The sequence below is a fragment of the Streptomyces sp. KL109B genome, assembly GCF_030766935.1.
GTDB lineage: Bacteria > Actinomycetota > Actinomycetes > Streptomycetales > Streptomycetaceae > Streptomyces.
Window position 1 is genome coordinate 356795 of record NZ_JASERL010000005.1, and the last position, 12916, is coordinate 369710.

The following is a 12916-nucleotide window of genomic DNA, read 5'->3' on the forward strand; positions in this document are numbered from 1 at the left end:
GGGCGGGTCTTGGCGGCGGCACGGACGCGGAGCATTCCGGCCAACCTTTACCTCCGGCGCGCCCCGGGTCCGTGGGCGGCCGTCGAGGTGAGGATCCCGCTCAGCAGGCCGGCGAGGCTCACAAGGGACTCCGCGTCGCGCTGCTGCCTCAACAGGTCACCCCACTTTCGTAGTTCGGCATTCACTTGCCGGAACACCTCCTCGTCCAGGAGGTACGCCGATCGCGCGATGCCCAGGCCGCGGGTGACCTTCACCAGGGTCTCGATGGTCAGATTCGTCCCTTCCGCCGACTCGGCGGCGACCAGGGTGCGCTTCGAGACTCCTGTGCGTTCGGCAAGGTCGGAGAGGGTGAAAGGGCCCTCGGGGTGATATTTGCGGATATGGCGTAGCCGCCGGGCGAGTTCGGTCATCACCGGCCCGCCCTCGGGCCGGTCCGCGGGCGCGTCGGGCCCCCAGATCCATTCCATGTTGTTCTTGGCCATTTCCAGACCTCCCGTTGCAATTTATTGCGACATCGAACCCGTTTTGTTGAACTGTTTATTGACCGCCACATCGCGCCGCCCCTAGGCTCGGCAGAAGTTATGCGAATCGGGGGAGAGACGTGAAGGCACAAAAAGTCTGCTTGACCGCACGGCCGGGTGTGACCCATGAGGCGCCAAGGGAACGAAAATGCTGGTGAACTTATTGGGCGCCATGGAGATAACAGAGGACGGAATCCCGGTGGTGCTGGCCGGCGAGAAACTTCGCGCCATCATCGCCACTCTTGCCCTCTCGCCGGGAAAATCCGTTTCCTCGAACGACCTCATCGATGAACTGTGGGGGGAGCGTCCGCCGCGGAACGCCGCGAACTCGCTGCAGAGCCATATCGCCCGACTGCGCCGGCTGCTCGCCGAGGGTTCCGGAAAGCCGAATGTGCGGGAGATCGTGGAGACCAGTTCTTCCGGCTACGTTCTGCATATCGGCGCGGAGGACGTCGACGCGCTGCGGTTCGAGAGGTACGTCTCCTCGACGGAGCGGGGCGGTCACGCGCCGCGGCAGGTGGCCGACCGGCTCACCCTGGCGCTCACGCTGTGGCGCGGACCCGCGCTTCTCGACGCGGGTCACGGAATGATCTGCCGGACCGCCTACGCGGGCCTTGAGGAAACGCGGCTGATCGCCCATGAGCGGCTGATCGACGCGCGCCTCGCGCTGGGGGAATACCAGAGCATCGTCCCGGAGATCGAACAGCTCTCTATGCGGCATCCGTTGCGGGAACGGTTCTGCGAGCAATTCATGACCGCGCTGTACCTCTCGGGCCGGCAGGCGGAGGCGCTCGACGCCTATCAGCGGACACGTCATCTGCTGGCCCACGATCTGGGTCTCGAACCGAGTGAACGGCTGCAGTCGAAGTTCCAGAGGATTCTGAGCCAGTCGCTCTCGGTGGGCCGGTGAAGGGGCCACGTCCGCGCCGTCACGGTCATATCGAGTTCGTCACCCTGAGCAGCTGCCAGATGGCCCCGGGGCGCACGCTTCCGGCGAAGCCGATGTATTCCGGAAGCGTCAGGTCGGGGGCCCATTTCTGCTTGTAGGCGAGCTGGCTGCGGGCCGGGTACACCGACTCGCCGTGCGCGGCGAGCAGCCGCATGAACTTCGCCGTGAGCGGACTGTGCCGGGGCGGCTCGTGCCCGGGGTCCAATCCCGTGAACGGGGTGAATCCGAAATGCAGCCAGTCGGCGCCCTCCGCCCGGAAGACGTCCATTGCGGTGGAGTTGAGCGCCTCCATGACGCCGGGCGGCGTTTCCGCGATCCGCCGGCTCAGGTCGTGCAGCCACCCCGGGCTCGAACCGTAGGAGGGCGAGTACGAGATGTAGGCGATCGGCTCGCCGTCCAGGAACCCGACGAAGAGCCTGCGGTATTCCTGTGCGGCGCCGCCGAGTTGGCCCACCAGGAATTCGATCTCCTTGACGTGCCTGCCCTTTGAACTCAGCCAGTTCTCGTCGATCCGGCCCAGTTGTTCCGCGTACTCGCCGAACTCCACCTCGCGCACGTCGAGGCCGCTGCGCCGCGCGCGCGCAATCTTGTTGCGCAGCTTGACGAATTTCGAGCCGCGCAATGAGAACTCGGGCAGCCGGACGGCGTACGAGGCGCCGACCTGATTCACCACAAACCCTTCGGCTTCGTACAGCTCCACGTCCGTGGTCTGGAGCTGTATCGCGGTGATGCGCCGCCGCTCCTTCGCCGCGAATCCCTTGAACTCGCGCAGCAGCTCGGCTCGTTGTTCCTTCGGGGCGAACACTCCCCCGAACTGGACGAGGTATCGCCCGGCCCTGCGGTAGACGACGACACCGTCCCCGCCCGGAGCGCAGAAGGCTTCATTGCCGCTGTTCAGGGCCAAAAAGGCGCTCGGGTTGTCCGCGTACTTCTCGATGGCCGGCCTGACCCGTGCCTCGGACCGCTTCATGGGGGCAACGTAGCGATTCGTTCGACAACGCTCCTGACAGGGCCGTTTCAGCGGCCTGTCAGCGCGTTTTCAGGATCCGCTGTCAGGGTCTGGGAGACCTAGGAAAAAGCCACCGAGAACGCGCCGGGCGACAAAGGAGTGAGCGTGGGAAGTCCAGCCCTGAAAAACCGGACACCCTTCAGGTCCTATTCCTCCTACGTGGGCGGGAAGGACCACGAAAGCGACAACTGGGTGTACGTCGTGGATTCCGCGGCATTACTGGACGACGCGTTCGCGAGCCTGTCACTCAAGCGGAAGCTGGACCAGGGGCGCGTCACACCGGATTCGCTGCCGCCGAGCATCGTCGGCCGGGCCGCCAAGGCCGACCGGCCCACCGTAGAGGCGGCATTGGAGGCCGCGGCCGTCGCGGCACCGGCATGGGCGGCCTTCCCGCTCGAAACGCGCCTCGACGACGTCGGCGAGCTGCTCCGCCGCAGGCTGTCCGAGCAGGCCGAGGAGATCACCCGGGTCCTGGTGTCCGAGGGGCACCCGCTGGCCCTGGCCCGCTGGCAGGTCTCGGGCATGCTGGAGTGCTTCGGCCCCGAGTCCGTGGGGTTCTACCGCTCGCAGATGCGCCAGGAGTTCCGGCAGGGCGAGCGCCGCGTCCAGGTCCGCCGGCTGCCGGACGGCGTGGTGTGCCTGAACCCGCCGCACAACGCGCCGCTGTCCAGCGCCCTGTTGGGCGTCACCTCCATCATGGCGGGCAACGCCCTCGTCGTACGCGCCCCGCGCAGCGCCCCGCTCGGCGCCATGTACATCCTGCACGAGGTGGTGCGGCCCGTACTTGAGGAGGTCGGGGCGCCTCCCGGCACGCTGAACGTGGTGTGCGGGGACCCCGCTCCGATGCTCTCGGCGTGGGTCGAGAGCCCGCACGTGAACGACATCATGTACTTCGGCAGCAGCGAGAACGGCGTCCGCTTCCAGGAGCGGTGCATCGCGGCCGGGAAGAAGCCGATCCTCGAACTCGCGGGCAACGACGTCGTCGTGGTCTGGAAGGACGCCGACCTGGGCCTGGCGGCCGAGGCGCTGACGGAGAGCTTCTACGGCTCGGGCCAGCTGTGCATGATCCCCAATCAGGTGGTGGTGCACCCCGAGGTCGCCGACGCCCTCGTCGCCGAACTCACCCGCCAGATCGGCCACATCAGGCCCGGCCGCCCCGACGAGGAAGACGTGCTGCTCACGCCGGTGCTGCGCAACGAGAAGTTCTTCAGCTGCCTGCGCGACGCCCTGGACAAGGGCGCCGAACTGGCCTGCGGCGGCCACGCCATGCAGGTCGACGAGGTCCGGGACGCCACCGGGATCTTCCTGGAGCCGACCGTCGTGGTGCTGCGCGGCCTAGAGGGTGCGCGCGAGGTCGACGCCGTGCGCCACGAGACGTTCTTCCCGCTGCTGCCGCTCGTGGTCGCGGAGCCCGCGCCCGACGACGTACTCCTCGAACGCATCGTCGCGTACATGAACAGCAACGAGTACGGGCTGCGCAATTCGGTGTGGGCGACGTCGCCCGAGGTCGTCGACACCTTCCTCGACCGGATCCGCACCGGCGGGCTGCTGAAGATCAACGACTCGCACATCGGCTTCCTCCCCTATCTGCCCACCCATGGCGGCACCGGCCTGACCGGCGGCGTCTTCGGCGAGGCCAACTATCCGATCCTGCGCACGAGTCACCTCCAGGGCGTCAGCATCAGCCCCGGTTCCAGGCCTCGGGACGCGGTGTTCGGAGGGTGGAGCGCGATCCGCGGGAACGGTTCCCGTTCCGCACCCACGTCGGTCCATTCCCACGATTCCCACTCTGGATGAGGGGTCGCGAACTCCCATGCACTCTCTCGACACGGCACGTACGACCTGTGAGGCATTCCTGCCCGGACTCCTCGGCGAACTGGCCGGGACTCCACTGGCCGAACTGGAGCGTCCCGGCAGCCCGGCCATCGATCTGTTCCGCTCCCACGGCGGCCCCGGCCTCGTCATCCCCAAGATGTACGCGGGCTCAGGAGCCGGCCCCCTCCAGGCACTCGAAGTGACCCGCGCGCTCGCGGCGTCCGCCCCTTCGCTCGCCGTCGCGACGACCATGCACCACTTCTCGGTGGCGACGCTGTTCACCCTCGCCGACAGCCTGCAGAGCAGCGGCGTGGAGTGGGCCCTGCTCGAAGGCATCAGCGAGCAGAACCTCCTGGTGGCCTCGGGATTCGCGGAGGGCACTCCGGGGCGCGGGATCCTCGCGCCCACGATGTCCGCGCGGGCCGCCGACGGCGGTTACCTCATCAACGGCGCGAAGAAGCCGTGCAGCCTGTCCCGGTCGATGGACCTGCTCACGGCGAGCGTGGCGCTGCCGCGCGCGGACGGCGGCAGTGACATGGCGGTGCTGCTCGTACCGAAGGCCGCCGACGGCATCACCGTGCGGCCGTTCTGGTCGAGCCCGGCGCTGGCCGGCGCGGAGAGCGACGAGGTGCGGCTCACCGATGTGTTCGTCGACGAACAGCAGGTCATGCGCACCGAGTTGGGCGACGCGGGCGAGCTCGACGAGCTGCAGACGGTCGGCTTCATCTGGTTCGAGCTGCTGATCTCCGCGTCGTACGTGGGGATCGTCAGCGCGCTGGCCGAGCGGGTCCTCGACCGGGGGCGCGGCAGTGACTCCGACCGGGCGCGGCTCGTCGCGAAGCTGGAGTCGGCCATGCTGCTGCTCGAAGGCACGGCCCGCATGATCATGGACGGCGAGACGGGCAACTCGGCGCTCGGCAAAGCCCTGTTGGCGCGGTACGGCTGTCAGGACGCGCTCGGCGAATCCGTACGGATGGCCGTGGAGGCGCTCGGCGGCATGGCGTTCATCGAGTCGTCGGACGTCGCCTACCTGGCCGCCGCCTCCCACGGCCTCTCCTTCCACCCGCCTTCCCGCGCCAGTTTCGTCGGCCCCTTCCTCGAACATGTCGCGGGCCGACCGCTGCGGATCACGTGAGGAGTGAGGACGACGATGAACACGGTGTCGGTGCCTCCCGCGCTGCCCACGACGGGGCGCGACAGGCAGGCGTACGACCGGGGCACGCTCGGGACCCTGTACCGGACCCGCCTCAACAAGGGCCGGGCGGTCCTGGGCGAGATGTTCGGCGGGCACGTCGAGGTCGAGTCGCAGGGCGCCTGGGTGATCACCAGCGAGGGTGCACGCCTCCTCAACTGCGGTGGGTACGGCGTCCTGTTGCACGGCGCCCGGCATCCCACAGTCATCCGGATGGTGGAGGAGCAACTGCACCGCAATCCCGTGGCCACACGCATCCTCCTCGAACCGCAGGCGGCCCTCGCGGCGGACGCGCTGGTCGAGGTGGCTCCGGCCGGCCTTGAGCGGGTGCACTTCGCGGGCTCGGGCGCGGAGGCCGTCGAGACCGTCATCAAGATGGCGCGCACCCAGGGCAAGGACCACCTGGTGGCCACGGTCGACGGCTATCACGGCAAGACGATGGGCGCGCTCAGCCTCACCGGCAAGGCGGTGTTCCAGGACCCGTTCCAGCCGCTGCTGCCCGGTGTGCACCACGTGCCGTTCGGGGACGCGGAGGCGCTCGACACGCTGCTCGCCACGATTCCGGGGCGGGGCTGCGTCGTCGTCGAACCCGTGCAGGGCGAGGCCGGTGTCGTTGTGCCGCCGGACGGCTATCTGCGCGCGGTGCGGGATGCCTGTGCCCGGCACGGCGCGTTCTTCGTCCTGGACGAGGTGCAGACCGGCCTCGGCCGCCTCGGCACGTGGTTCGGGGCGGACCGGGAGGGTGTCTCGCCGGACGCGCTGCTCGTGGGCAAGGTCCTCAGCGGGGGTGTCATCCCGGTGTCGGCGGTGGTGGCGACACCGCGCGCGTTCTCGGTCTTCGACCGGGACCCCTATCTGCACACGTCGACCTTCTCCGGCGTACCGATCGCGATGGCCGCGGCGCGCGGCTCGATCGCGGCCATCAAGGAGGAGGGCCTGGTCGAACGCTCCCGGAAACTCGGCGACCAACTCCTCTCCGCCCTGGGGGACATCGCCCGGACACACTTCGGCGACACGGTCCGTGACGTACGCGGGCGCGGGCTGCTCCTCGGGTTCGAGTTCCGGGAGCCGGGCATCCCGGGCGATCTGCTGATCGAGCTGGTCTCGCGGGGTGTCATCGCCAATCACTCGCTCAACTCGCACCTGGTACTGCGCCTGACGCCGCCCGCGATCCTCGCCCCTGCCGAAGTGGACTTCCTGTGCGAGGCCTTCGACAACGCCTGCCGGGCCCAGGCGGCCCGATACGTTCCGACTTCCGAAAGTGACTCAGCTGATGCGTAGCGTTCATGTGGCTCTCGCCGTGCGGGAAACCGACCCGGGCGCGGTCTTCGACCGGGTTCGCCGCTTCGCCGCCTACCCCGAACTCGTCCCCGTCGTACGGGCGGTGACGGTCCATGAGGTCAGCGCCGAGGAGGAGACCAGCGACTGGGAGGTGTACTTCCGCAACGGCATCCTCAGCTGGACGGAGGAGGACCGCTTCGACCGGGACGAGTTGAGCATCGTCTTCTCCCAACTCGACGGCGACTTCGAGTCGTTCACCGGGTCGTGGCGCGTCTCGCGGTTGGGAAGCGGCTGCCGGGTGGACTTCGACGCCGAGTTCGACTTCGGCATTCCGAGCCTCGCCGGAATCCTCGACCCGGTCGCGGTCAGGGTCTTCAAGGAGACCATCGCCCGCATCGTGGACAGCCTGTTCGGCGGCGCCGCGGTGATCGACGACGAGGCGGTCGCGGACGCGCTGGCGGTGTCCCGCTGATGGACACCAAGAACCTTTTCATGACCGGCACGACCGCGTGGCTGGTGCGCGCGGAGTACGGGCTCGGGCTGTTGGGGTCGGTGGTGCTGTTCTTCGCGCACCTCGACGAGGTGCGCTGGATTCCCGCCCTGGTGCTGTTCGCCTACATCGACGTGATCGGCTATCTCCCGGGCGCGTTCCGGTACCACCGTGCGCACAGCAGGGACAAGGCGGCGGGTCAGGCGACCGGCACGGAGATCCCGAAGGTCTACTACGTCCTCTACAACGTCATGCACAGTCTGGTGACGCAGGGCCTGCTCGCGCTGGTGTGGATTTCGCTGTGGGGCTTCGAGTGGGCGCTGCTGGCGCTGCCCATCCACCTCTTCGGCGACCGCGCGATCTTCGGGAACTTCCTCAAGCCCTTCGCCGTCAGCTTCGAACCGGAGACACACCCCGCGTACCGGCGTTTCCGGGGCGAGTTCGGGGCCGCCACCGCCGTCGTGCGGGGGCCCCGGTCCGCGCACTCCGTTCGGACGGGATCGCTGTGACCAGCGCGACCGCCGACGAGATACTCGGGGCCTGGCCGGCCACGCCGAGGGTCGAACCGTCCGCCGCCGCGGACCGGCTCGTCACCGGCGTCGTGGTGCTGACCTGCGGCGGCGAGGCGGATGTCACCGGTGTCACGGTCAGCACGCTCGCCCTCGCCTCCCTCGACCCACCCATGGTGTCGGTGGCACTGCGCCGCACCAGCCGCGCCCTGCGCCACCTGCGCGGCGCCCCCACCTTCGTCGTCAACGTCCTCGGCTCCCGACAGGAGCCGCTGGCCCGGCACTTCGCGCACCGGCGGCGGGCGGCGGGCGTCCACCAGCTGGCCGACGGCGCCTGGGCGGGGCGCACACGGGACGGCGTTCCCGTGCTGCGCGGCGCCTTCAGCTGGCTGATGTGCAGTGTGCAGCGCACGGTGCCGGTGGGCGATCACGACCTGTTGCTGGCCAGGGTCGATCAGGTCGTACGGGGTGGTGGCTCGCCACTCCTCAACTTCGCGGGCGAGCTCCATCGGCTGCCCGCCCCCACCTCACCGGAAAGGGACTGACATGGCTGTCGCGCGCATCCCGGCGGAGGCCGACTGGCAGCGCGCCCCGTCGCTCGTGGACGGCGCCGTCGAACTCGAACTGACCGCGGAATCCTGTGACTTGAGGTACTGGCTGGGCGCGGTGCCCCAGGGCACGCTACGGGGCAATGTGCTCGGTCACGCGGCCGAAGTCCGTCCCCACCCGGTGACGAGCGCGCCCGGCCCCCTCAACAGCGCGCTCACCCAGGAGTTGGCGTTCCGCTCCGTCGCGGAGGAGAAGGCGACGCGGGCCATCGCGTATCTCGTGGCGCTCGCCCCCGACAACGCGTGCCTGGAGTTCTACTCCACGCAGCTCCTCGACGAGGCGCGGCACGCGATGGTGTTCCGCAGTCATTTGCTTCAACTGGGCGTTACGCAGGGTGAGTTGTGGCAGACGATCGACCGGCTCGCGGCGGCCGACCGGGACGCGATCCTCGTACCCCTTGAGGAGTTCGGCCTGCGCGCCCTGCGCGATCGCGGCGACTTCATCGGCGGCGTACTGGTCCTGACGGTGCTCGTCGAGGGGGTGCTCGCACCGGCGGCCGAGCTGAGCGAGCGCAAGTGGCGGGTCTTCGATCCGGCCGCGGCGGACATCGAGCGCGGGGCCGGCATCGACGAGATCCGGCATCTGACCGTGGGCAGTTCCATCGTCCGCGAGCACCTGCTCAGGCACCCGGAGGACAAGCCGCGAGTCCTTGAACTGCTGTGTGAAGGCCGGGAGTTGTGGGCGCGGCTGCCCGTCGAGGACATGGTGCTGCACCGGGAGAAGCTCTTCCAGCAGGGCATCGAGGCGCACGGCGAGCTGCTGGGTGACTACGAGGCATGGCCGGGCCGCAGGCTCGCCGACACCGCGATCGAGGAACGGATCGCGACCGGCCAGGAGTGGGCGGAGCGCATGCGGCGCTCCCGGCTGGCCTACATGGGTCTGGAGGAAGCGATATGACACACCTCGCGGCGAGGGCCGACTACGAGGAGGTCACGCGCCTGGTCAAGGACGCGGGCCTGATGGACCGCCAACTGGCCTACTACGTCTACAAGATCACGTTCAATCTGCTGCTCCTCGGCGCCGCGTGGACGCTCTTCGCGTGGCTCGGCGACAGCTGGTGGCAGTTGGCGACCGCGGTTCTCCTCGCGTTCTGCTTCGCGCAGACCGATCTGCTGGGGCACGACGCGGGACACCGCCAGATATTCCGCACCCGCAAGGCGAGCGACGTCATCGGCTACGTCCACGGGAATCTGCTGACGGGTGTCAGTTTCGGCTGGTGGGTCGGGCACCACACCCGGCACCACAACTACCCCAACCACCTGTCCCTCGACCCGGACATCACGCGCCGTCAGGTCATCTTCGCGAGCAAGGACCGCGCCAAGCGCACCAGCCGCGCGGGCCGCTTCGTCGTGCGCCACCAGGCGTGGATGTTCTACGTACTGATCATGATGGAGGGGCTGCGGCTGCACCTCTCCGGGTACGTGGCGGCCCGCAAGGGAGCGCTCAGGCGCTACAAGGCGGCCGACCTCACGCTGCTCAGCCTGCACTTGGTGGCCTACTTCGCCGCCGTGTTCTGGGTGCTGCCGCCGGGCAAAGCCGTCGCGTTCCTCGTGATCCATCAGGCGCTGTTCGGCTTCTACATGGGGTTGCTCTTCGCGCCGAACCACAAGGGGCTGCCCGTGCGGGACGGGGCGAAGGAGGAGCTGGACTGGATCACCCGCCAGGTGGTCACCTCGCGCAATCTGCTCCCCAGCCGGGTCACGCACTTCTTCTACGGAGGGCTCAACTACCAGATCGAGCACCACCTCTTCCCGTCCATGCCACGCCGCAACCTGCACCGCGCCCAGCCCCTGATCAAGGACTACTGCCTGAGTCACGGGCTGCCGTACGCGGAGGTGCGGCTGCTGAGGTCGTACGTCGATGTGGCCGGCTATTTGGGCGAGGTCAGCGCGGAAGTGCGTGACCTTGAGGGGCGCGACGCCGTCGCGGCGCAGGTCGCCCGGTGAACCGGGCCGCCGTGAACCGGGCCGCCGTGATCCGGGGCATCGGCTCCTGGGTGCCGCCCCGGGTCGTCACCAACGACGACCTGGCCACGGAACTGGACACCTCCGACGCGTGGATCCGCAGCCGGACCGGGATCGCCCGGCGGCACATCGCCGACCCGGGCATGGCCACGTCGGACCTCGCGGTGGAGGCCGGTGGCAGGGCGCTGAAGTCCGCCGGGACGGACTCGGTCGACTGTGTCGTCGTCGCCACCACCACGCCCGACCGGCCGTGCCCTGCGACCGCGCCACTGGTCGCCTCGCGCCTCGGCCTCGGCACGGTGGCCGCGTTCGACGTGGGCGCCGTGTGCACCGGGTTCCTGTACTCGCTCGCGGTCGGCGCCGGGCTCATCGCCGGAGGCACGGCCGACAGCGTCCTCGTCCTGGGGGCCGACACCTTCTCCAGCATCCTGGACCCCAGGGACCGCTCGACCCGGGCCGTGTTCGGGGACGGGGCTGGCGGTGTCGTACTGACCGCGGGCAGGCCCGAAGAGCCGGGTGCGCTGGGCGAGTTGGACCTGGCGAGCGACGGTGCGGGCAGCGACCTGATCACGGTTCCGTCGGGCGGCTCCCTCGACCCGGCGGGGCCGGACCCGTACTTCCGGATGCAGGGCAGGGCCGTCTTCCGCAACGCCGTGGAGCGGATGGCCGCCTCCGCGCTCCGGGTCGCGGAGGCCAGGGGCTGGAGCGCGGCGACCGTCGATCTCCTGGTGGCCCATCAGGCGAACCTGCGCATCATGCACGCCGTCGCGGACCAGATGCGGCTGCCTCGGGAGCGCTGCGCGGTGCACGTGGACCGCGTCGGCAACACGGCGGCGGCCTCCATACCGCTCGCGCTCGTCGACGCGATCGACGACGGCACGCTCCGCGCGGGCCACCGGGTGCTGCTCACCGCGTTCGGCGGCGGCCTCACGTGGGGCTCGTGCGCGCTGACCTGGCCGGACCTGGTGCCGGGCTGACACACGTCGACACACCAAGACACACGTCGACACACGTCGACACACCAAGACACACGTACACGCCAAGACACGTCAATACACCGATACGTATCAAGTCATCGACACACCAAGGAGACACCCCATGGACAACGTCTACGAACGCCTCGTGGCTCTGCTGGCCCAGGGCTTCGGCCTGGAGGCCGACGAGATCGATCCCGAGCGGACCTTCGGTGAGCTGGAGATGGACTCGCTCGCCCTGGTCGAGCTGGGCCTGAGCGCCCAGCAGGAGTTCGGCATCGCCCTCGCCGACGACGACATCCGGTCGAGCGACACCATCGCGCAGGCCGCCAAGACCGTCGAGGCCAAGATGGCGGGCCCCGCATGACATCGGGCCGCACTCCGTCGCACGCGGCGGTGACCGGCATCGGCATGGTGACCGCGGCCGGGATCGGCGTGCGGGCCGCGTGGGAGACCATCCGCGCGGGCGCGGCGACGGCGGCCGCGCCCGTACCCGAACTAGCGGGCACCCCCGCCGACTTCGGCTGCGCGGTCACCGACTTCGGCAGGGCGGGACTCATCGAGCGACGCAAGGCATGGCGGCTCGACCGCAGCAGCCAGTTCGCCGTCGTCGCCGCCCGGGAGGCCCTGGCCGACTCCGGTCTGGACAGCGCCACTTGGGACGGCGCCCGCGTCGGCGTCGTACTCGGCAGCGGCATCGGCGGCGCGGCCACGTGGGAGAAGCAGCACCGGGCGCTCCTCGACGACGGGGCGCAGAAGGTGTCGTCGCTCCTCATCCCGATGCTGGCCATCAACATGGCGGCGGGTTACGTCGCGATGGAGTGCGGCGCCCGTGGCCCGAACCTCGTCACCGCCACGGCCTGTGCCTCGGGCGCGACGGCGGTGGGTGTCGCGCGCGACCTGCTGCGCTCCGGCGCCTGCGACGTGGTGATCACCGGCGGCACGGAGGCCTGCCTCGTGCCCTCGATCATCTCCGGCTTCAGTCAGATGGGAGCGCTGTCGACGCGCCGCGACGCACCCCACGCCGCCTCCCGCCCCTTCGACAGCGACCGGGACGGATTCGTACCGGCGGAGGGCGCCGCCGTCCTGGTCCTGGAACGGGCCGAGGACGCACGCGCGCGTGGCGCGTCCGTCCACGCCCTGGTCAGCGGGTACGGGGCGTCGGCCGACGCGCACAACGCCACCGCCCCCGACCCGGAGGGCGCGGGCGCCGAACTGGCCCTGCGCGCCGCCCTGTCCGACGCCGGGATCGGCCCCGGCGACGTGGACCATGTCAACGCCCATGGCACTGCCACTCCGTTGAACGACGTGGCCGAGGCGAAGCTCATCCGGCGCGCGCTCGGCGAGCGGCCCGCCGTCACCTCGGTCAAGGGTGTCACCGGGCACGCGCTGGGCGCGGCCGGAGCGATCGAGGCGGCCGTGACCGCGCTGACCCTGGAGCACGGCTTCGTACCGCCCACCGCCAACCTCGAAAGCCAGGACCCGCGCGTCGAACTCGACGTCGTCGCCAAGGCGGGCCGTGACACCCGCTGCGAGGTCGCGGTCTCCCATTCGTTCGGATTTGGCGGGCAGAACGCGGTGCTCGTCCTCACCCGGGCGTGAG

General features: G+C 69.6%; 14 protein-coding genes. 12 read left to right on the forward strand and 2 right to left on the reverse strand.

What is annotated here, in order from left to right; genetic code table 11:
- Positions 1-47 precede the first annotated feature (47 nt).
- Positions 48-482 carry a helix-turn-helix domain-containing protein gene (locus RBJ65_RS19630; RefSeq protein WP_306317497.1) on the reverse strand — a complete coding sequence of 145 codons (435 nt, stop codon included), beginning with the start codon at positions 480-482 and terminating at the stop codon, positions 48-50.
- A gap of 187 nt (positions 483-669) precedes the next feature.
- Between RBJ65_RS19630 and RBJ65_RS19635 the strand changes: the two genes are divergently transcribed.
- Positions 670-1431 carry an AfsR/SARP family transcriptional regulator gene (locus RBJ65_RS19635; protein WP_306317498.1) on the forward strand — a complete coding sequence of 254 codons (762 nt, stop codon included), beginning with the start codon at positions 670-672 and terminating at the stop codon, positions 1429-1431.
- Positions 1432-1456: 25 nt separating this feature from the next.
- On the opposite strand, the gene RBJ65_RS19640 is transcribed toward RBJ65_RS19635, so the two are convergent.
- Positions 1457-2440 carry a bifunctional lysylphosphatidylglycerol flippase/synthetase MprF gene (locus tag RBJ65_RS19640; RefSeq protein WP_306317500.1) on the reverse strand — a complete coding sequence of 328 codons (984 nt, stop codon included), beginning with the start codon at positions 2438-2440 and terminating at the stop codon, positions 1457-1459.
- 198 nt (positions 2441-2638) lie between these two features.
- Between RBJ65_RS19640 and RBJ65_RS19645 the strand changes: the two genes are divergently transcribed.
- From RBJ65_RS19645 to RBJ65_RS19695, 11 genes are all read left to right on the forward strand, one after another.
- The gene (locus tag RBJ65_RS19645) at positions 2639-4276 is read left to right on the forward strand and encodes an aldehyde dehydrogenase (RefSeq protein WP_306317501.1); all 1638 of its coding nucleotides are present in this window, start codon (positions 2639-2641) and stop codon (positions 4274-4276) included.
- Between the two features lie 16 nt (positions 4277-4292).
- Positions 4293-5429, forward strand: a complete 1137-nt coding sequence (locus tag RBJ65_RS19650) for an acyl-CoA dehydrogenase family protein (RefSeq protein WP_306317503.1) — start codon at positions 4293-4295, stop codon at positions 5427-5429.
- Between the two features lie 15 nt (positions 5430-5444).
- Positions 5445-6767: an aspartate aminotransferase family protein gene (locus RBJ65_RS19655; RefSeq protein WP_306317504.1), complete on the forward strand. Its 1323-nt coding sequence runs from the start codon at positions 5445-5447 to the stop codon at positions 6765-6767.
- Positions 6760-7239: a type II toxin-antitoxin system RatA family toxin gene (locus RBJ65_RS19660; protein ID WP_306317505.1), complete on the forward strand. Its 480-nt coding sequence runs from the start codon at positions 6760-6762 to the stop codon at positions 7237-7239. The genes RBJ65_RS19655 and RBJ65_RS19660 overlap by 8 nt, the downstream gene beginning before the upstream one ends.
- A 20-nt stretch (positions 7240-7259) precedes the next feature.
- Positions 7260-7766, forward strand: coding sequence for a hypothetical protein (locus RBJ65_RS19665; protein WP_306317506.1), 507 nt, complete (start codon positions 7260-7262; stop codon positions 7764-7766).
- Complete coding sequence (locus RBJ65_RS19670; RefSeq protein WP_306317507.1) at positions 7763-8311, forward strand: flavin reductase family protein; 549 nt, start codon at positions 7763-7765, stop codon at positions 8309-8311. Before RBJ65_RS19665 ends, RBJ65_RS19670 begins: the two co-directional genes overlap by 4 nt.
- Before the next feature lies 1 nt (position 8312).
- Positions 8313-9272 carry a VlmB-like protein gene (locus RBJ65_RS19675; protein ID WP_306317508.1) on the forward strand — a complete coding sequence of 320 codons (960 nt, stop codon included), beginning with the start codon at positions 8313-8315 and terminating at the stop codon, positions 9270-9272.
- Positions 9269-10321 (forward strand): acyl-CoA desaturase, encoded by a 1053-nt coding sequence (locus tag RBJ65_RS19680; protein WP_306317509.1) that lies wholly within the window; start codon positions 9269-9271, stop codon positions 10319-10321. The genes RBJ65_RS19675 and RBJ65_RS19680 overlap by 4 nt, the downstream gene beginning before the upstream one ends.
- Positions 10318-11316: a beta-ketoacyl-ACP synthase III gene (locus tag RBJ65_RS19685; RefSeq protein ID WP_306317510.1), complete on the forward strand. Its 999-nt coding sequence runs from the start codon at positions 10318-10320 to the stop codon at positions 11314-11316. Before RBJ65_RS19680 ends, RBJ65_RS19685 begins: the two co-directional genes overlap by 4 nt.
- Before the next feature lie 121 nt (positions 11317-11437).
- Positions 11438-11680 carry an acyl carrier protein gene (locus RBJ65_RS19690; protein WP_306317511.1) on the forward strand — a complete coding sequence of 81 codons (243 nt, stop codon included), beginning with the start codon at positions 11438-11440 and terminating at the stop codon, positions 11678-11680.
- Positions 11677-12915, forward strand: a complete 1239-nt coding sequence (locus RBJ65_RS19695) for a beta-ketoacyl synthase (RefSeq protein ID WP_306317512.1) — start codon at positions 11677-11679, stop codon at positions 12913-12915. The genes RBJ65_RS19690 and RBJ65_RS19695 overlap by 4 nt, the downstream gene beginning before the upstream one ends.
- Position 12916 lies beyond the last annotated feature (1 nt).